This is a genomic window from Amycolatopsis sp. NPDC004625 (assembly GCF_040609695.1).
GTDB lineage: Bacteria > Actinomycetota > Actinomycetes > Mycobacteriales > Pseudonocardiaceae > Amycolatopsis.
This window is the reverse complement of sequence record NZ_JBEXKX010000013.1, coordinates 70,308-88,773: the sequence shown is the minus strand read 5'-3', so window position 1 is coordinate 88,773 and position 18,466 is coordinate 70,308. Positions and strand designations below refer to the sequence as shown.

General features: G+C 71.5%; 19 protein-coding genes. 9 read left to right on the top strand and 10 right to left on the bottom strand.

Translation table 11 applies throughout. The annotated features are described in order from the left end of the window. Nucleotides 1-74: 74 nt before the first annotated feature. Nucleotides 75-1,190, top strand: coding sequence for an amidohydrolase family protein (locus ABZW17_RS17135; RefSeq protein WP_354814339.1), 1,116 nt, complete (start codon nucleotides 75-77; stop codon nucleotides 1,188-1,190). On the opposite strand, the gene ABZW17_RS17130 is transcribed toward ABZW17_RS17135, so the two are convergent. Together ABZW17_RS17130 and ABZW17_RS17125 are read right to left on the bottom strand one after the other, a co-directional pair. Then, nucleotides 1,174-1,353, bottom strand: a complete 180-nt coding sequence (locus ABZW17_RS17130) for a DUF397 domain-containing protein (protein WP_354814337.1) — start codon at nucleotides 1,351-1,353, stop codon at nucleotides 1,174-1,176. The two genes, ABZW17_RS17135 and ABZW17_RS17130, sit on opposite strands and share 17 nt — an antisense overlap. A 6-nt stretch (nucleotides 1,354-1,359) precedes the next feature. Beyond that, complete coding sequence (locus tag ABZW17_RS17125; RefSeq protein ID WP_354814335.1) at nucleotides 1,360-2,211, bottom strand: helix-turn-helix transcriptional regulator; 852 nt, start codon at nucleotides 2,209-2,211, stop codon at nucleotides 1,360-1,362. Nucleotides 2,212-2,381: 170 nt separating this feature from the next. Between ABZW17_RS17125 and ABZW17_RS17120 the strand changes: the two genes are divergently transcribed. Next, entirely contained in the window at nucleotides 2,382-3,425 is a 1,044-nt protein-coding gene (locus tag ABZW17_RS17120) for a DUF4037 domain-containing protein (protein WP_354814333.1), read from the top strand. Then, nucleotides 3,418-4,086, top strand: coding sequence for a YoaK family protein (locus tag ABZW17_RS17115; protein WP_354814331.1), 669 nt, complete (start codon nucleotides 3,418-3,420; stop codon nucleotides 4,084-4,086). Before ABZW17_RS17120 ends, ABZW17_RS17115 begins: the two co-directional genes overlap by 8 nt. Here the strand turns inward: ABZW17_RS17115 and ABZW17_RS17110 are convergent. From ABZW17_RS17110 to ABZW17_RS17085, 6 genes are all read right to left on the bottom strand, one after another. Then, nucleotides 4,073-4,396 carry a DUF6204 family protein gene (locus ABZW17_RS17110; RefSeq protein ID WP_354814329.1) on the bottom strand — a complete coding sequence of 108 codons (324 nt, stop codon included), beginning with the start codon at nucleotides 4,394-4,396 and terminating at the stop codon, nucleotides 4,073-4,075. The two genes, ABZW17_RS17115 and ABZW17_RS17110, sit on opposite strands and share 14 nt — an antisense overlap. 44 nt (nucleotides 4,397-4,440) lie before the next feature. Next, complete coding sequence (locus ABZW17_RS17105) at nucleotides 4,441-5,178, bottom strand: SDR family oxidoreductase (RefSeq protein WP_354814327.1); 738 nt, start codon at nucleotides 5,176-5,178, stop codon at nucleotides 4,441-4,443. Between the two features lie 75 nt (nucleotides 5,179-5,253). Then, nucleotides 5,254-6,117 carry an amino acid ABC transporter permease gene (locus tag ABZW17_RS17100; RefSeq protein ID WP_354814325.1) on the bottom strand — a complete coding sequence of 288 codons (864 nt, stop codon included), beginning with the start codon at nucleotides 6,115-6,117 and terminating at the stop codon, nucleotides 5,254-5,256. Next, on the bottom strand, nucleotides 6,114-6,761 hold the full coding sequence (locus ABZW17_RS17095) for an amino acid ABC transporter permease (RefSeq protein WP_354814324.1): 648 nt from the start codon (nucleotides 6,759-6,761) through the stop codon (nucleotides 6,114-6,116). Before ABZW17_RS17095 ends, ABZW17_RS17100 begins: the two co-directional genes overlap by 4 nt. A 97-nt stretch (nucleotides 6,762-6,858) precedes the next feature. After that, nucleotides 6,859-7,785 (bottom strand): glutamate ABC transporter substrate-binding protein, encoded by a 927-nt coding sequence (locus ABZW17_RS17090; RefSeq protein ID WP_354814323.1) that lies wholly within the window; start codon nucleotides 7,783-7,785, stop codon nucleotides 6,859-6,861. 67 nt (nucleotides 7,786-7,852) lie between these two features. Next, nucleotides 7,853-8,581, bottom strand: a complete 729-nt coding sequence (locus ABZW17_RS17085; protein ID WP_208630558.1) for an amino acid ABC transporter ATP-binding protein — start codon at nucleotides 8,579-8,581, stop codon at nucleotides 7,853-7,855. Between the two features lie 278 nt (nucleotides 8,582-8,859). Here ABZW17_RS17085 and ABZW17_RS17080 point away from each other — a divergent pair, with 278 nt between their 5' ends. Beyond that, nucleotides 8,860-9,531, top strand: coding sequence for a response regulator transcription factor (locus ABZW17_RS17080; protein ID WP_354814575.1), 672 nt, complete (start codon nucleotides 8,860-8,862; stop codon nucleotides 9,529-9,531). A gap of 2 nt (nucleotides 9,532-9,533) precedes the next feature. Then, nucleotides 9,534-10,931: a HAMP domain-containing sensor histidine kinase gene (locus tag ABZW17_RS17075; protein WP_354814321.1), complete on the top strand. Its 1,398-nt coding sequence runs from the start codon at nucleotides 9,534-9,536 to the stop codon at nucleotides 10,929-10,931. Here ABZW17_RS17075 and ABZW17_RS17070 read toward each other — a convergent pair. Beyond that, nucleotides 10,928-11,854 carry a TAXI family TRAP transporter solute-binding subunit gene (locus tag ABZW17_RS17070; RefSeq protein ID WP_354814319.1) on the bottom strand — a complete coding sequence of 309 codons (927 nt, stop codon included), beginning with the start codon at nucleotides 11,852-11,854 and terminating at the stop codon, nucleotides 10,928-10,930. The genes ABZW17_RS17075 and ABZW17_RS17070 overlap by 4 nt on opposite strands. 51 nt (nucleotides 11,855-11,905) lie before the next feature. Next, entirely contained in the window at nucleotides 11,906-13,831 is a 1,926-nt protein-coding gene (locus tag ABZW17_RS17065; protein WP_354814317.1) for a hypothetical protein, read from the bottom strand. Nucleotides 13,832-14,056: 225 nt separating this feature from the next. Here ABZW17_RS17065 and ABZW17_RS17060 point away from each other — a divergent pair, with 225 nt between their 5' ends. The 4 genes from ABZW17_RS17060 to ABZW17_RS17045 all read left to right on the top strand — a co-directional run bounded on the left by ABZW17_RS17060 (nucleotide 14,057) and on the right by ABZW17_RS17045 (nucleotide 18,461). Continuing rightward, nucleotides 14,057-15,163 carry an ROK family protein gene (locus ABZW17_RS17060; RefSeq protein ID WP_354814315.1) on the top strand — a complete coding sequence of 369 codons (1,107 nt, stop codon included), beginning with the start codon at nucleotides 14,057-14,059 and terminating at the stop codon, nucleotides 15,161-15,163. A gap of 138 nt (nucleotides 15,164-15,301) precedes the next feature. Next, the gene (locus ABZW17_RS17055; RefSeq protein WP_354814313.1) at nucleotides 15,302-16,258 is read left to right on the top strand and encodes a sugar ABC transporter permease; all 957 of its coding nucleotides are present in this window, start codon (nucleotides 15,302-15,304) and stop codon (nucleotides 16,256-16,258) included. Nucleotides 16,259-16,283: 25 nt separating this feature from the next. After that, the gene (locus ABZW17_RS17050) at nucleotides 16,284-17,123 is read left to right on the top strand and encodes a carbohydrate ABC transporter permease (protein WP_354814311.1); all 840 of its coding nucleotides are present in this window, start codon (nucleotides 16,284-16,286) and stop codon (nucleotides 17,121-17,123) included. 24 nt (nucleotides 17,124-17,147) lie between these two features. After that, nucleotides 17,148-18,461, top strand: coding sequence for an extracellular solute-binding protein (locus tag ABZW17_RS17045; protein WP_354814309.1), 1,314 nt, complete (start codon nucleotides 17,148-17,150; stop codon nucleotides 18,459-18,461). The last annotated feature ends 5 nt before the right edge of the window (nucleotides 18,462-18,466 follow it).

The window sequence follows — 18,466 nt, the reverse complement described above, 5'->3', positions numbered from 1 at the left end:
CCCGACGCTCGCGAACCGGGTTTGGTCCGGTTCGCGAGCGTGCGCGACTTCCTCGGCTGCCGCAAGGAGTTCCCGTGAAGGTGCTCGCCGGCGCGCGGGTGTTCGATCCCGAGACCGGGGAGACCACGCGCGCGGACGTCCGGCTGGACGGCTCGCGGATCGCCGAAGTCGGCCTGGGGCTCGAGGGCGAACGGGTCGACTGCTCGGGCGGGCTGCTGATCCCCGGGCTCATCGACTGCCACGTGCACGTTGCGTTCCCACGGCCCGAGCCGGTGCCGCGCAGTGCGCGGATCCTCGAAGCCGTGCCGGTGCTGCGCGGGCTGCTGGCGCGCGGGATCACCACCGTCCGCGACGCGTGGGGCGCCGATGCCGGGTTCAAGCACGCGTTGCGAGCCGGCTGGATCTCCGGGCCCGATCTGCTGATCAGCCTGCGGCAGCTGGGCCCGACCGGCGGGCTCGGCGACAGCTGGGAGCCGCCGGCGGGCGCCGTCGACCACTACGGTGACCCGTCGCTGCCGGACCCGCTGTTCGACGGGCCGGACGCGGCCCGCGCGGCGGTCCGCCGGATGGTGCGGGCCGGCGCCGACTGGATCAAGGTCGGCGCGGGCGGGGCGATGCGGGCGGTGCGTTCGGGCATCGACGTGCGCCCGACCGACGACGAGCTCGCGGCGCTGGTCGACGAGGCCCGCCGCTGCGGCCGGGACGTCCTGGCCCACGCGCACACGTCCGCCGCGGTCGTCTCCGCCGCCCGCGCCGGGGCGCGCAGCATCGAGCACGGCACGTTCCTCGACGACTCGGCCGTCGCCGCGTTGGCCGGCACCTGGTACGTGCCGACGCTGGCCGCGATCAGCGACACCGAATTCGCCGAGACGCACCGCCGATCGCTGCGGCTCGCGGCGGAAGCGGGTGTCCGCATCGCCGCGGGCTCCGACCTCGCCCCGCGTCCCCATGTCGACTTGACGACCGAGCTGCGGCTGCTGGCCGCGGTCCTCGGCGAGGTGGTCGCCCTGAAGGCGGCCACCTCCGAGGCCGCGCGCCTGCTCCGCCTCGACGACGACCGGGGCCGCATCGAGGCGGGGCTGCGCGCCGATCTGGTGTTGCTCGACGGTACGGATCTCGACGTGACCGACCTGCCCGGGCGGACCCGGGCGGTCTGGCACGACGGGGAACGGGTCAGCGCAGCGAGCTGAGCAGAGCGTTCCACGCGGGGTGGGGAAGGGTGAGGTGCCCGGCTGCCGGCGCCTTCGAATCGCGAACCGCGGTGACCTCGGAGGTCAACGCCACTTCCACGCAGGTCTGGTGTTCCTGGCCTTCACTGTGGGTGCTCTTGAACCAAGTCCGCTCGCGGGCCATTCTCGTTCACTCCCTCAGTCGTTCGTACTCGTCCGCGAACCGGACGAGCCAGTCCCGTGATTGTCCCTCGGAAAGGGCCACTTGTTCCAGGCGTGTGACGAGGAGGTAGAACGCCTCCACGGCGATGCGGTCGTCCACGAACAAGCCCGCGGTGTAGGTCTCCTCGTAGACCACCGGGGCGTGCTCGGGGAATTCCATCACCGTGAAGGTCGTGCTCAGCACGCGGAACGTCGGATCGGACTCCGGCACCACCCGGATGACGCAGTGCGGCAGGTTCGTGGTCAGCACCAGGTTCTGCACCTGTTCGTGCATGAGCGCCGGGTCGCCCACCACCGAGCGCAACGCGCGTTCGTGCACGAAGAAGGTGCAGCGGGGCGGGGTGTGGTGTTGCAGCACCTGCTGCCGGTCCACGCGGGCCCGCGTCAGCACGCCGAGCCGGTCGGCCGTGTAGCGCCCGGTGAGTTCGAAACAGGTGCGGACGTACTCCTCCGTCTGCAGCATCCCGGGGATGGCCGCCGGGCTGTAGTAGACCATCGAGTTCGCCAGGTTTTCCTGGATGATGAGGGACTTCATCGGGTCGACGAGCTTCTCGAAGTAGGGCCGCACCCAGTACAGGTCGCCGGGCGGCTTGACCAGCTCGAGGAGCCGGGCCCGCTCGGCCGCCCTGGTCCCGCAGTGGGCGAGGTAGATCGCGGCGTCGATCGGGGAGATGCGACGCCCGTTCTCCCAGGCCGACACCTTCGACGCCGACCAGTCCGCGCGGCGGGCCAGCTCGCGCAGGGTGATCCGTTTCAGCTCACGCTGGCCCCTGAGTTCGTAGGCCATTTCCCGCGTGCGCACCGTGCTCTTTTCGGTCATGCCACGGACGTTAGAGGGGACCTCCGACAAAACGGCGTGCGCCGCGCGCGGATTCACCGCAAGGAGGTCGGTGTTTCGCCTGTGTGACAACGAAAATCGGTCGTGAAGGGCTGCGAAGCGGCTTCGCATAATGAAGCGCGCTTCGCGCCTTCGCGCGGCACAATGGCCCCATGGAATTCACCCCCGGAATCGAACTGTCCCGGCGCTTCCACGCCGAGGTGGTCCGCCCGATTCTGCGCCGGGAACTCCCGAGGCTTCGCTACACTGCCGCGCTCGTCGGCCCCGGCTCCGAGGTGCTCGGCCTCGATTCGCCACGTTCCACCGACCACGACTGGGGACCACGGCTGCTGCTGTTCGCCGAGCGCGACAGCGAACGGATCCCCGCCCTGCTCGCCGAGCACCTGCCGCGCAGTTTCCTGGGCTGTTCGACGCACTTCGCGACCGGCGAAGACGGCACCCGGCACCTCGCCCCGGCGACCGGCCGTCCCGACCACGGCGTCGTCGTCGCCGAGCTCGGCGACTGGGTTCGCGGGGCGCTCGGGTTCGATCCGCGGCGGCCGGTCAGGGCCGACTGGCTCGCGACCCCCACCCAGGTCTTCGCCGAGTTCACCGGCGGCGCCGTCTTCCACGACGACCTCGGGCTCGAAACCCTGCGGCGGAACGTCGCCTGGTACCCCGAAGACGTCTGGCGGTACGTCCTGGCGTGCCAGTGGCAGCGGATCGGCCAGGAAGAGGCGTTCGTGGGCCGGTGCGGGGAGGCCGGGGACGAACTGGGGTCCGCGGTCGTCGCCGCGCGGCTCGTCCGGGACCTGATGCGGCTGTGCCTGCTCATGGCGCGCCGGTACCCGCCGTACAGCAAGTGGCTCGGCAGCGCCTTCGCGCGGCTGCCCGTGGCGGCCCGGCTGACCCCGCACCTCACCGCCGCGCCGGCCGCGGGCACCTGGCGCGAACGCGAGCGGCACCTCGTGGCCGCCTTCGAACTCGCCGCCCGGCTGCACAACGACCTCGGCCTCACCGATCCCGTGGAACCGCGCGCCGGCGGCTACCACGACCGCCCCTACCAGGTGATCCACGCCGGCCGCTTCGTGACGGCGTTGCTCGCCGGGGCACCGCCGCAGGCCCTGACCGGAGCGATCGACCAGTTCGTCGACAACACCGACGCGCTCGGCGACCGCGCGTTCACCCGCGGGGTGGTTGACTGCCCGCATGGCTGATCCGAAACCGCGGGACCTGGCCGCCCTGCTGCTGGCCCTGACCGTCGTCACCGGGGTCGTCGACGCCGTCAGCTTCCTCGGGCTCGGGCGCGTCTTCGTGGCCAACATGACCGGCAACGTCGTCTTTCTCGGGTTCGCGGCGGCGGGGGAGACGACGCTGTCGGTGCTCGCGTCGCTGACCGCCGTGCTCGCCTTCCTGGCCGGGGCGCTGGCCGGAGGGCGTCTCGCCCGCCGCGAGGACGACTACGACGCCCTCCGGCAGGCGACCGCCGTGCAGGCCGCGCTGGTCGCGGTGGCCGTCGTGCTGTCCGCGACCCTCGGCGCCGGTACGCGGCCGGGGGCCGAACTGCTGATCGTCGTGCTCGGGCTGGCGATGGGCGTGCAGAACGCGGCCGTCCGGCGGATCGGCGCGCCGGACCTGACGACGACCGTCCTGACCATGACGCTGACCGGGTTCGCCGCGGATTCGAAGGCGGCCGGGGGTGCGGGATCGCATCCGGTGCGGAAGGCCGCCGCGGTTGCCGCGATGCTGGTGGGCGCCTTCGTGGGCGGCGTGCTCCAGCTGCACGTCGCGATGTGGGCCGCGCTGGCCGTTGCGCTCGCCTTGGTGCTGGGCGTGCTCGTGGTGCTGAACCGGCGGCCGGCCTTCAGCGGCGGTTGACCTTGACGTCGTCCAGGCAGGTCGAGCTGACCGTCAGGTCGCGGTACGGGTACCCCTCGCGCTCCAGCAGCTCCATCGCCAGCAGCTCGGCGTGGTCGTGGGCCCGCGCCGTGGCGTCGGCGCCCGCCGCGACCTCGACCGCGACGCGGAAGCTGAACCCGCCCAGGTGGCTGCTGTAGGTGAGGGCTCCGCGTTCGCTGAACGCCAGGTCGGCGAGGCCGTCCTCGCCCGAGCCGGCCCGCAGTTTCGCGCGGACGGCCTCCGTGGGCCGGTCGAACTTGCCCCGGACGAGGACGCGGTAGGTCGGCATGGGCGTGAGGTTAGCGACGCCTCGCCCGCGGCGGAACGCGTTTTTCAGCCGAGCGCGCGGCCGCCGTCGACGAGGAGGCGCTGGCCCGTCACGAACCCCGCCTCCTCCGAGGCGAAGAAGCTCACCGCCGCCGCCACGTCCTCCGGGGTGCCCAGGCGGCCCGCCGGCACCGAGGCCCGGTACTCCTCGCGCTCGGCCGCCGGCACCGAATCGTGCCGCTCCACCGGGATGAACCCCGGCGCCACCGTGTTGACCGTGATGCCGTCCGGGCCCAGCTCGCGGGCCCACGCCCGGACCAGGCCGATCTGGGCGCTCTTGGCCGTCGCGTACGCCGAGCGGCCGGGTGGCGGGCGGTCCGCGACCTCCGAGTCGATGTGCACGATGCGGCCGTGGCCGCGGGCGCGCATCCCCGGCAGCACCGCGTGCCCGAGCAGCACCGGTGACCGCACGAAGAAGTCCAGCTGGGCCAGGTGCTCCGGCCAGTCCACGCCGGACAGCGGCGCCTCCGGCTGCGGGCCCGTCGCGTTGAGCACCAGCACCCCGATCGGGCCGAGCACCGCCGTGACCGCGTCGACCAGCTCGCCGACCTGGCGCCGGTCGGTCACGTCCGCGGCGAACGCCGCCGCGCGGCCGCCCTCGCCGAGGATGCCTTCCGCGGCCGTCTTGAGGTCGGCGTCGTCGACGTGGCCGTTGACCGCGACGGCGAACCCGTCTCTGGCCAGCCGGCGCGCGATCACCCGGCCGAGGCCGCGGGAACTGCCGGTCACCAGTGCGACACCCATGCGCCCGACGCTAGGGGACGCCCCGGGACACGACAAGGCCCCCGGGACATGTCCCGGGGGCCTCGAACGGGTGACTCAGGTCGACGCGCCCACGAGGTTTTCGGTCACCGGGGGCGGGGCCGCACCGACGACCTTCTTGTTGCGCCGGTTGCGGCGCTCCAGGTAGGTCGCCAGCGCCGTCAGCAGCAGGCACATCACGACGTAGATGGCGGTCGCCACGATCGTCGACGGCACGATCGGCCGCCCGAACGTGCCCTGCGAGCCGATGTAGCGGGCGTAGTACAGCAGCTCCTGGTAGGTGATGATGAAGCCGAGCGCGGTGTCCTTCAGCAGCACGACCAGCTGGCTGATGATCGTCGGCAGCATCGCCCGGATCGCCTGCGGCAGCAGCACCAGGAACATCACCTGCGTCTTGCGCATGCCCAGCGCGTACGCGGCCTCGCTCTGCCCCTTCGGCAGCGACTGGATGCCCGCGCGGAAGACCTCCGCGAGCACCGAGCCGTTGTACAGCGTCAGGCCGAGGACCACGCCGAGGAACGGCGTCGTCGGCACGCCGACGGTCGGCAGGCCGAAGTAGAACAGGAACATCAGGATCAGCGCCGGGATGGCGCGGAAGAACTCGACGACGAACCCGGCGATCCGGCGGATCCAGGCGTGGTCCGACAGCCGGCCCGCCGCGAAGATCGCGCCGAAGACCAGCGCCAGCACGGCCGCGGCGGCGAACGCCTCGAGCGTCGAGAGCACCGCGTTCCCGAGGTCGCGCTGCACCTGGGCGTACTGCAGCCACTCCCACTTGCGGGCGGTGAACTGGCCGCTGTCGTAGAAGCGCCAGCCGATGTAGGCGATGAACGCGACGACCACGACGATGCCGACGACCGCGTAGGTCCGGTACCGGAGCCGGGCCTTCGGGCCCGGGACGTCGAACAGGACGTTGCTCATCGGGCCACGCTCCAGCGCTTCTCCAGGCTGCGTTGGACGAACGACAGCACGGCGACCAGGATGATGAAGCCGAGCGCGACCCACAGCAGGCCGACCAGCTGGTTCTCCCCGCGTTCGGACAGGTACGACCGGATCGCGCCGGCCTCGGCGACGGAGAAACCGGCCGCGATGGTGGTGTTCTTCAGCAGCGCGATCAGGGTGCTGATCAGCGGCGGCACGACCGAGCGCAGCGCCTGCGGCAGCACGACCTGGCCGAGGATCTGGCCGAAGGTCAGCCCCAGCGCCCGGCCCGCCTCGGCCTGCCCGACCGGCACCGTGTTGATGCCCGAGCGCACGACCTCGCAGATGAACGCCGACGTGTACACGGTCAGCGCGGTCACCGCGGCCGGGAAGTAGTCCAGCTTGACGATGTCGAGCAGCGGGTACGCGAACACGAAGAACGCGAACACCAGGGTGAGCGGGGTGTTCCGGGCGATCGTCACGTACGCCGTGCCGACGGCGCGGAAGACGGGGACCGGGCTCACCCGCAGCATGGCCAGGATCGTGCCCAAGACCAGGCTGCCGACGGCCGAGAGCAGGAACAGCTCGATCGTGGTGAGGAAGAACGGACCGAACAGGTCCAGGTTGTTGAGCAGGACGTCCATGGAGCCTTCCCCGCGTCCGTTTCGGTCAGGCGGTGGTCAGGTGGGTGAAAGGAGGCCGGTGGACCGGGCGCACCCGATCCACCGGCCTCGTGTCACGTCAGTACTTCTCGAGGGTCGGCTTGGTCGCGGTCGAGCCCGACTTGCCGAGGGTGGCGTCGTAGATCTTCTGCCACGTGCCGTCGTCCAGCGCCTTCTGCAGGATCTCGTTGACCTTGTCGCGCAGCACCTTGTCGTCCTTGTTGAGGCCGATGCCGTACTTCTCGGTCGAGAACGTCTTGCCGACGACCTTCAGGTTGTCCGGGTCCTGCGAGGCGTAGCCCTTCAGGATCGCGTCGTCGGTGGTGACCGCGTCGACGTCCTTCGACAGCAGCTTCTCGACGCACTGCGAGTACTTCTGGAACTCGACGATGTTGCCCGGCTCGGTCAGGTTCTGCTGCCGGACCTTCTGGATCGGGGTCGAGCCGGTGACCGAGCAGACCTTCTTGCCCTTGAGGGTCTCCGGGCCGGTGATCGAGCTGTCGTCCTTGCGGACGAGCAGGTCCTGGCCGGCGACGAAGTACGGGCCGGCGAAGGAGACCAACGCCTTGCGCTTGTCGGTGATCGAGTAGGTGCCGACGTAGTAGTTCACGTCGCCGTTCGCGATCGTCTGCTCACGGGCGCCGGAGTCGACCGTGCGGAAGGTGATCTTCTCCGGGTCGAAGCCGAGGCCGGCCGAGACGAGCTTCGCGATCTCGATGTCGAAGCCGCCGAACTTGCCGGTCGTCGGGTCCTTGAGGCCGAGGCCCGGCTGGTCGTCCTTGGCGCCGACGGTCAGCGCGCCCGCCGACTTCATCTTGGCGAACACCGGGGAGCCGGCCAGGTCGACGCCCTGCGCGACCGGGTAGGTCAGCGCCGCGGGGGCGTTCGTGCCGCTCTGGTCGCCGGAACCCGGCGACGTCGGCGTGCCTTCCTTGCCGCAGGCGGTCAGCGTGGTCAGCGCCAGCCCGCCGGCGAGCAGTCCCACCGCGAGGGTGCGGATCCTCATGTGAATCTCTCCTGTGTGTCGTCACCCGGACGCCGACGGCGCCGCGGAACGTTCTCAGCGGTTGTTCTCAGTGGGTAAGGATCTTGCCGAGGAAGTCCTTCGCGCGCTCGCTCTTCGGCGCGGTGAAGAACGCTTCCGGCGTCGTGTCCTCGACGATCTCGCCGTCGGCCATGAAGATCACCCGATCGGCTGCCCGCCGGGCGAACCCCATCTCGTGGGTGACGACGAGCATCGTCATGCCGTCCTTGGCCAGGCCCGTCATGACGTCGAGGACCTCCTGGACCATCTCCGGGTCCAGCGCCGAGGTCGGCTCGTCGAACAGCATCACCTTGGGCCGCATGGCCAGGGCCCGGGCGATGGCGACGCGCTGCTGCTGGCCACCCGAAAGCTGCGCCGGGTACTTGTCGGCCTGGTTGGCGATGCCGACGCGCTCCAGCAGCTCCATCGCGGTCTTGCGCGCTTCGGCCTGCGAGGTCTTGCGGACCTTCACCGGCGCGAGCATGACGTTCTCGACGATGGTCTTGTGCGCGAACAGGTTGAACGACTGGAACACCATGCCGACGTCGGCCCGCAGCGCGGCCAGTGCCTTGCCCTCGGCGGGCAGCGGGACGCCGTCGACGGCGATCTCGCCCGAATTGATCGGCTCCAGCCGGTTGATCGCCCGGCACAGGGTCGACTTGCCCGAGCCCGACGGGCCCAGCACCACGACGACCTGGCCGCGAGGCACCTCGAGCGTGATCTCCCTGAGCACGTGCAGGTCGCCGAAGTACTTGTTCACGGCGGACGCCTTGATCATCGGCGCCGCCACCTCCGCGGTCATCTGGCCTCCCGGGTCGTTCGTGCAAATCGGGCATGGGTCACCACGCGATGGCGAGAACCTACCGTTGCTTTACCGGCTGGCAAGGCTGCTTGAGCAATACTTAGGGTTTCAACTGAGTATCGATGTCCATTTTGGGGGGTGTCGACCCGGGGTCACCGACGGTGACCGTCCGGGTGGCCGGTGCGGGTGCCGCCCGGACGTCCTAGAGTTCGCCCTACCGGCCGGTGGAGCAGGTCACCATGGGAGGCGGACGGGTGCGGGTGCTGCTGGTGGAGGACGACGACCGGGTCGCGGGTGCGCTCATCCCGGCGCTGACCCGCCGCGGCCTGGCGATCGCCCGGCTGGCCACCGGCGCCGGCGTGCTCGACCGGGTGCACGAGGTCGACGTCATCCTGCTCGACCTGGGCCTGCCGGACATCGACGGCGTGACGCTGTGCCGCCAGATCCGCGCGGTCAGCGACGTCGCGATCATCGTCGTGTCGGCGCGCGGCGAGGTCGACGACCGGATCCAGGGCCTGCGCGCGGGCGCCGACGACTACCTCGTCAAGCCCTACGACGTCGAGGAGCTGCTCGCCCGGGTGGAGGCCGTGCGCCGCCGTCGGGGCGAACATGTCGCTGAACCGGTGGTCATCCGGGTGGGGGACGTCAGCGTCGACCTGTCCCGGCACGAGGTGCTGGTCGGCGGGGCGGCGGTCGCGTTGTCCCGCAAGGAGTTCCAGGTGCTCGCGCTCGTCGCGGGGGCCCGCGGCGCGGTGTGTTCGCGCGAGCACGTGCTCACCGAGGTGTGGGGGCACCGCGGGCCGGCGGAGAGCCGTTCGCTGGACGTCCACGTCGCGACGCTGCGGACCAAGCTGGGCCGGCCGGCGCTGATCGAGACCGTCCGCGGGGTCGGGTACCGGCTCGGCGGCCAGGTCACCCGGGGCTGAGCGTGCGCGTCCGGCTGCAGGGCATCGTGCTGACGCTGGTCGCGTTGCTGGTGTTCGGCCTCGGCATCCCGCTGGCCCGCAGCATCGCCGCGGGCGCGCAGCAGGACCTGTTCCTCGACCGGCTGACCGACACCGCCCGGTTCGCGTCGCTGGCGCAACGCCCGCTGCTGGACAACAAGCCGTCGCTGATCGACCCCGACCTGACCCGCTACAACGAGGTGTACGGCGTCCAGGTGGTGGTCGTCGACCAGGACGGCAAGCCGTTCGCCAGCTCGCTCGGGGCGTCGGCCGCGCGGATCGACCTGAAGGCCGACCGGGTGAGCGGCCCGATGCACGAGGCGCTCGCCGGCCGCCGGTCGCAGCCCACCGGCGTGCTGATGCCGTGGGATTCGACGCCGCTGGTGCTCGCCGAGCCGGTGCTCGCCGACGGCGAGGTGCACGGCGCGGTGCTCACCGTGTCCGGCACCGGCGCCGAGCGCGCCGACGTCCTGTGGTGGTGGCTGCTGCTCGCCGCGGGCGGGATCCTCGCCTTCACCCTGGCGCTGGCCGTGGCGATCCCGGTCGTCCGCTGGATCCTGCGGCCGGTGCACCGGCTCGACGACGCGACCGGCGCGCTGGTGGCGGCGGTGGTCGGCGGGCGGGAGGCCGAGCCGGTGGGGGAGAGCGGCGGCCCGCCGGAGCTGCGTCAGCTCGGGCGGTCGTTCGACCGGATGGCCTCGAGCGTCTCGGGCGCACTGGCCGCGCAGCGCGCGTTCGTCGCCGACGCGTCCCACCAGCTGCGCAACCCGTTGACGGCGTTGAAGATCCGCCTCGGCAACCTCGAGGGCCACGTCGACGACGAGCCGGCGGCGGCCGACCTGGAGGCGGCCCGGATCGACGCGGGACGGCTGCACCAGATCCTGGACGGCCTGCTGTCGATGGCCCGCGCCGAGGCCTCCGGCGGCGAGCTGGACCCGGTGGTGCTGGACGAGGCCGTCGCCGAGCGGGTGGCGGACTGGACGGTGGTCGGCGAGGCCCGCGACGTGCGCCTGGTGGTGGAGACGGCCGGAGACGGGCTGACGGTCCGGATGCCCCCGCGCGGCGCGGAGACGATCCTGGACGCGTTGCTGGACAACGCCCTGAAGTTCACGGCGTCGGGCACGGAGATCCGGGTCACGGTGACCCGCGAGGTGGACAAGGTCCGGTTGTCGGTGCGCGACCACGGCCCGGGCCTGCGACCGGACGAGCTGGACCGGGCGCGCGACCGGTTCTGGCGGAGTCCGGCGCACCAGAACGTGCCGGGTTCGGGGCTGGGGCTGGCGATCGTGAGTGAGATCGTTGCGCATTCGGACGGGGAGCTGGAGCTGGACCTGCCCGAAGGGGGCGGGTTGCGGATCTCGATGGTGTTCCCGGTCGCCTAGGTCTTCTGCGCCCGGTAGTACCGCAGCGCGCCCGGGTGCAGGGGGATCGGCTGGGTTTCGATGCCCGGGTGGACGTCGATCGACAGGGCGGCCGGGTTGGCGTCCGCGAGCTGGGGGCGGGCGTCGAACAGGCCGCGGACCAGGGCCTCCGCCACGTCGTCGGCCATGGTGTTGCGGACCACCAGGAAGTTCGGCACCACCAGGGTCGTCACCGGCAGGAGGAGGTTGTACGTGCTCGCCGGGATGGTCGCCGTGCCGTAGACCGGGCTGATCGCCTGCATCTTCGGCATCAGGCCGCCGATGTCGAGCATGCGCAGTGCGCTGCGGTCGTTGTAGGCCGCCAGTTTCGGCGTCGGCAGGCCGCCGGACCAGAAGAACGCGTCGACCTGGCCGTTCAGGAGCGCGGCGACCGACTGGTCGAGGTCGAACCGGAACTTGGTGACCGAGCTGGTCAGGTTGGCCGCGTCCAGCAGGCGCTCGGCGATGTACTCGACGCCGGAGGCCGGTGAGCCGACCGCGATCCGGCGGCCGTGCAGCTGACCCACCGACTGGATGTCGGAGTCCGCGCGGACCACCAGGTGCAGGTAGTCGTCGTGGATGCGGGCGAGCGCGGCCAGGCCGGGGTTGTCCCGGTACTTGTCCGCGGCGACGTCGGCGGCGACGAAGGCGACGTCGGCCTGGCCGGCCAGCACCTTGGCGACGTTGTCGGGCGAACCCTGCGTCTGCAGCACCTGCGGCCGGTCGATGTCGAGGCCGTTCTGCCACGCCGTGGCCAGGGTCTGGGCGAGCTTGTCGTAGACACCGCCGGGGTTGCCGGCGGCGATCCGCAGCTTGAGGTCACCGAAGCCGGCGGTGCAGGCGGCGAGCACCAGGAGGAGGGCGGCCGCCATCGCGAGTGCACGCGTCCGCCGGTTGCCGGTCACGGGCCGATCGTGCCAGATTCCCCGCCTTCCGGCGCCGGAGGGACGGCGGGGTCAGGTGGCCTTCACCCACACGGCCGGTTCGCCGTCCGCCTCGCCGGCGGGGTCCCCGAGCAACGCGGAAAACCCCGGCGCCCCGACGACCAGCCCTTCGGCGGTCGCGCGGACCCCCGTCGTGAACCGGCCGTCGCCGTGCGGGCCGTAGCGCACGGCGAACACCGACCAGCCCGGTGGCGACTCCTCCAGCGGGCCCGCCAGGACGTGGTTCGTGTCCGTCACGCGGTGCCAGCCCGTGTCCGGGTTGCCGTAGCCGCGGGGGTCGTCCGCCAGGGCGAACGCCAGCTGTTCCTGGGTCAGCCCGATCGTCTCCCGGCTGTTGAAGCTCGTCCGCCCCGGTGGCGGGTTGACCACCCGCAACGCCGCCCCGGACGTGATCGCCAGGGGGCCCGCGTGGATCGTTCCGCGCGTCGTCAACTCCGCCCCGGGCGCGCCCAGGTCGAACGGTGCCCCGTCCGGCTCGGACACCGTGACGATCTTGCGCTGTCCCTGCGGCGTCCCCTCCGCGTACGGCAGCCCGGCGAGGAACTCGCAGCCGGGTGCCGGGACCGCGGTGAACAGCGTCATCCGGTGCCCGTCGGTGACGAACAGCTGCTGGACGCTCAGCATCACCTGGTCCCGGGTGACCACCGCCTTCGTCACCAGGCGGGCGTGGACGTCGCCGTCGCGGGCCGTGCGGGTGCGGACCGGGCCCAGCGGCCGGGTCAGGAGCGTGCGGTGGCCGAGGACCGGGCCGATGCCGTGCTGGCCCGCCAGCACCGGCTCGATCACCGCCACGCCGGCCGTGTCGATCAGGTACGCCGTGTGGCTCGCCGTCAACGACACCGACGTCGTCCGGTGCCGCAGCGAATACGGCGCGGGTGCCGGGGTGCGGTGCCAGGCCGTGGCGTCCTGGCGGAGCCAGACCGTCGTGAACGCGAAATGCCCGCTCGGTGCGCCGGTGCGGGCCACCGGGTAGTACGCGACGCGGCGGTCGGCGAGGTAGCGGCCCAGGTCCGTCCGCAGGTGCGCGCTGAAGTACCGCAGGCCCAGCGTGCCTTCGGCGCCGCAGTGCTGCTCGCTGTAGCGGGGGCCGCCGTAGTCGAAGCCGCGGGCCGAAAGGCGGCAGTCCAGGTGGCGGGCGATCTCCGCGCCGTCGTCCAGGAACAGCCGGTCGCCGGTGACCCGGTGGGCCTGGGCCAGGAAGGACAGCGAGATCGGCAGGTAGTTCTGGTCGTGGCCGCCGCCGTGCTCCGCCGGCAGTGCGAACCCGCGGTCGGTCACCCGGGCCGGCCGGATCACGTCGGTGTACAGCCGCATGGCCGTCGTGGTGACGCGGCTGCCCTCGCGGGTGCGGGACACGCCGCCGAGGTGCCGGCCGAGCATCAGGCCCGCGACCACCGCGCCGATCGCCTGGTTCGCCGTCTGCTGCGGGTCGAACATGCTCGCCTCGGTCAGCCACCGCCAGTACCCCAGCGCCAGCTCGGTCACCTCGGCGTACTGGTCGTCCGTCAGCAGCCCCTCGCCGAGCTCCAGGACGTTGACCGCGTGCAGCATCGCCCACACCGTGCTCGGCCAGTCGCCGAACGGGTGCTCGCCCTCGCCGGGCAGGTACCGCGCGTAGGGCAGGCCGCTGTGGCGGACGCGCAGGAACGGCTCGCCGGGGTTGTCGTGCCGGAACACCCGGTGCGCCAGGAAGAAGTCCAGGCCGCGACGCAGCGCCGGGGCGAGCGCGGGGTCCCCGGTCAGGCAGAGCAGGGAGATCACGCCGAGGCCGAGGTCGCCGAGGTCGTCGTCGGCCGCGGGGTCCTCGAAGTTGCCGTCGGGCTGCTGTGCGGCCAGTGCCGCCTTGGCCGCTTCGGCCAGGACGGCGTCCAGGTGGGCGGGGTCGTCGGGCAGGTCGTGCGAGCTCGCGTGCTGGCTCGGCAGCAGGATTGCGTCCATCCGCGCGCAGCCTCCCTGCCGTCCGGGGCACCGGACCGGTCGACGTGGTCAGGAAGCGCTTTCCGGATGACTTGCCCATCAGGTCCGGAAAGGCGATGATGCGGCTGGGACCCGCACTTGGTTAAGCAGTAAACAAACGAACTCTCGCCTTGTCAACGGGTCGCGACACCCTCGCGCGGACGGCGACGGGCATTCGACAGTTTCACTTCGGGGGAGTGGGTGCAGATGGCGAAACCGGGCCTCGGGGACCGGGCCGGCGAAGTCTTCGCCGCGCTGGCGGCCGCCGGTCAGGCCACCCGGCCGCAGCTCGCCGTGGCGTGCGGGCTGTCGAAACCGACCGTCTCGCTGGTGATGGCCGAACTGGAGTCGGCGGGACTCGCGGAGCGCAGCGGCAGCTCCGCGGGCGCCACCGGGCGGACCGCGGCGGTCTACCGGCTGGGGCCGCGGGCCGGGTACGTGCTGGCGGTGGACCGGGGCTCGACGCAGGTGGCGCTGCGGGCCACCCGGCTCGACGGCGAACTCCTCGACGAAGACCAGACGCCGCGGCCCGCCTCCGCGGCGGCCACGGTGCAGGCGATGCTCCGCCGGGGCAGCGGACGTGGTCCGCTTCGCGCCGTCGTGGTCGCAGTGTCCGATGTGGTCTCCCCGCCCGGCCGCGGCGAGCCGGCGATCACCGCGCGGGTCCGCGACGCCGTGACGTCACTCGGGCTGCCCGCCGGCGCCGCCGTGCACACCGAGAACAACGTCAACTGCGCGGCCATCGCCGAACTGGCCGAAGGGGCCGGCCGTGACCACGACAGCTTCGTCTTCCTGCAGGTCGGCGTGGCGATCGGGGCGGGGGTGGTGCTGGGGCGGCAGCTCGTGCGCGGCGTGAGCGGCGCGGCGGGGGAGGTCGCCCGGCTCGCGTACCCGTGGGCGGACGGGCAGCCGCCGGTCCGGGAGGGCCTGGAGGCCCACCTCGGTTCGCGGGCCTTGCTGCGCCGCGCCCGCGAACGCCGGCCGGGACGGCCGGCGCCGAGGACGGCGGCCGCGCTGTTCGCCTTGGCGGAGAAGGGGGACGCGCTCGCCCGCGAGCTCGTCGCGGAACACGCCGAAGCCGTCGGGAACCTGGCCGCGTCGATCTGCGCGGTCCTCGACCCGGGCCTGGTCGTGCTGGGCGGCGGAGTGGGTCGCAACCGCCTGCTCCTGCCCGGGGTGGCCGCCACCGTCGGCAGGCTCAGCTGGCCCACCGAGGTCGCCGTGAGCGAGCTGGGGGCCCGCGCGACCGTGCTCGGCGCCGCGCACCTGGCCAGGGAGAAGGGCATCCGCGCGGTGCTGGCGGGCGGCCGTTGACAGCGGCGCGGCGGCCTGCCTAGAGTGCCGAGAAAGCGCTTCCAGCTCCCTGGGACGGAACCACTGGAACCGCGTGCGTCGGAAGACGTGCCACGGCAGCCGCGCTGCCGGTCCACGCTGGAGTCCCGGGAGCAGCCGATGTCAGCCGAAGCCGCAACGCACCCCGTCGAAGCCGGGATCCCGCCGGCGTCGCGGGCCGCGCCCGCCCGGCGCCGCCGCAAGCGCCACAAGGACAACCTGGCGGCGTACGCGTTCCTGTCGCCGTGGTTCCTCGGGATCTTCGGGTTCGTCCTGCTGCCGATGGCGTACTCGCTGTACCTGTCGCTGACGAAGTTCGACCTGCTGAGCTCCCCGCAGTGGGTGGGTTTCGAGAACTACCTCGCGATGTGGCAGGACGAGAAGTTCCTGCACTCGGTCAAGGTCACGCTCACCTACGTCTTCTTCTCCGTGCCGCTCAAGCTCGCGGCCGCCCTCGTCGTCGCCGCGGTGCTCAACCGCGGCCTGCGCGCGCTCGGGTTCTACCGCTCGGTCTTCTACCTGCCGTCGCTGCTCGGGGCGAGCGTCGCGGTTTCGGTGATGTGGCGGCAGATCTTCTCCCAGCAGGGCCTGCTGAACCAGGTGCTGGGGTTCTTCGGCGTCCACGGCGCGGACTGGATCGGCGACCCGCGGTTCGCGCTGTGGACCCTGGTCCTGTTGTCGGGCTGGCAGTTCGGCACGCCGATGCTGATCTTCCTCGCCGGCCTGAAGCAGATCCCGAGGGAACTCTACGAGGCGGCGGAACTCGACGGCGCCGGCCGGGTCCGGATGTTCTTCCGGATCACCGTGCCGATGCTCTCGCCGGTCATCTTCTTCAACCTGGTCCTGGAAACGATCAACGCGTTCCAGACGTTCACCCCGGCCTACGTGGTCAGCGGCGGTTCGGGCGGTCCGATCGATTCGACCATGCTGTACACGCTTTACCTGTACCGCAAGGGGTTCACCAGCCTGCAGATGGGTTACGCCTCGGCGATGGCGTGGGTCCTGTTCGTGGTCATCGGCCTCTTCACCGCGCTCTACTTCGCGTCTTCACGGCGCTGGGTCACCTACGCCGACTGACCACCCCACGGCCGAAAGGACCGAGATGGCCATCAAGCCCGCGAAATTCCCCTGGCGCGCCCACGCGGTGCTGCTCGCCGGGGTCGTGGTGATGCTCTACCCGCTGGTGTGGCTGGTCGGGGCGTCGTTCAAGCCGGAGAACCAGATCTTCAGCACGCTCGACCCCATCCCGTGGCACTTCACCCTCGGCAACTACGTCGGCGGCTGGACCGCGACCGGGACGTCGTTCACCGTCTACCTCGCGAACTCGGCGACCATCGCGGTCTGCGTGGTGATCGGCAACGTCGTTTCCTGCTCGCTGGCGGCGTACGCGTTCGCCCGGCTCGACTTCGCCTTCCGCAAGGTGTGGTTCGGGCTGATGCTCGGCACGCTGATGCTGCCGTTCCAGGCCACCATGATCCCGCAGTACACGATCTTCTACAAACTGAACTGGGTCAACACGTTCCTGCCGCTGGTGGTGCCGCAGCTGCTCGCGTTCGACTCGTTCTTCATCTTCCTCATGGTGCAGTTCATCCGGGGCATTCCCCGCGAACTGGACGAAGCGGCGGCCATCGACGGCGCCGGGCACGCCCGGATCTTCCGCTCGGTGGTCCTCCCGCTGCTGCGGCCGGCCCTGCTGACCACCGGGGTCCTGACGTTCATCTGGACGTTCAACGACTTCCTGCGCCAGCTGGTCTACCTCTCCGACAAGTCCCGCTACACCGTCCCGCTGGGCCTCAACTCCTTCATCGACCGGGCGAGCGGGTCCAGCTACGGCGGGATGCTCGCGATGTCGGTGGTCACCCTGGTGCCGACGGTCGTGGTGTTCCTGGTCTGTCAGAAGCGCCTGGTGGACGGCGTGGCCAACTCCGGCATCAAAGGTTGAAACCCGACAGAAAGTGAGACCGCCATGGCCCAGCAGGTGTCCAGGAGGGGGTTCCTCGGGATCGCCGGGGCGGGGGTGGCCTCGGCCGCGCTCGCCGGCTGCGGTTTCGCGCCGCCCAGCAGCAGCGGATCCGGCGGCGGGACCAACGCCCTGACCTTCCGCTGGTGGGGCGGCAACGCCCGCAACGACGCCTACCAGAAGGCGGTCAAGCTCTTCACCGACAAGACCGGGATCGCCGTCACCACCCAGTATTCCGGCTACGACGGGTACTTCGACAAGCTGAACACCGAGTTCGCCGGCGGCAACCCGCCCGACATCTTCCAGATGGACACCGCGCTCGTCAGCACCTACGCCGGCCGGAACGTGCTCACCGACCTGGGCACCTACGTCCCCGCCACGATCGGGCTGGACACCCTCTACGCGCCGCTGCGCACGGCGGGCGCCGTCAAGGGCAAAACCTACGGCGTCCCCTCCGGCTCCGGCAACGCCCCGGTGCTCTACGACAAGACCGTCCTCGACCAGCTCAAGATCAGCGCGCCGACGAACGACTGGACGTGGCAGGACTTCGGCACCATCGCCGGCGAGATCTCGAAGGCGTGGGGGCCGGACAAGTACGGCGCGCTGGACGCGTCGAAGGACGACTCGGGCGCGCTGCAGCCGTGGCTGCGCCAGCGCGGCAAGGACCTCTACACCCCCGACCAGACCCTCGGGTTCGGGCCGGCGGACCTGACCGAGTGGTTCACCTTCTGGGACGGGCTGCGCAAGTCCGGCGCGGTCTGCCCGCCGACGCTGCTGAGCAACACCGACGCGGCGACCGGCAGCCACCCGTTCATCACCGGGCAGATCGCGATGACCACCGGCTGGGGCCTGGCCCAGATGCAGCCGCTGACCCAGCACGAGCTCCAGCTGGTCGTCGTGCCGCGCGCGAACGGCAAGACCGGCCAGGCGCTGTCCGGCGGCGTCCTGCTGTGCATCCCGGTGAAGAGCAGGAACCCGGAAGGCGCGGCGAAGCTGATCGACTTCTTCCTCAACGACGACGACGCCATCAAGACCATGAAGCTGCAACGCGGGCTGCCGCCGTCGGACAAGGCGAAGAACCTCCTCGCCCCCACCGCCACCGCCCCCGAGAAGGCGGACATGGAGTTCGGCGAGTACGTGGCCGCGCAGGTCGCCAAGGACGGCCTGCCGACCGCGCCCACCGCGCCGCCGGGCTACGGCGACGTCAAGACCGCGCTCGATTCGGCGGCCAAGCAGGTCGCGTTCGGCAAGGTGTCGATCGCGGCCGGCGTGACCCAGTTCTTCAGCGACGCCAAGAACGCCCTCGCCAACGCCAAGTAGGGAGC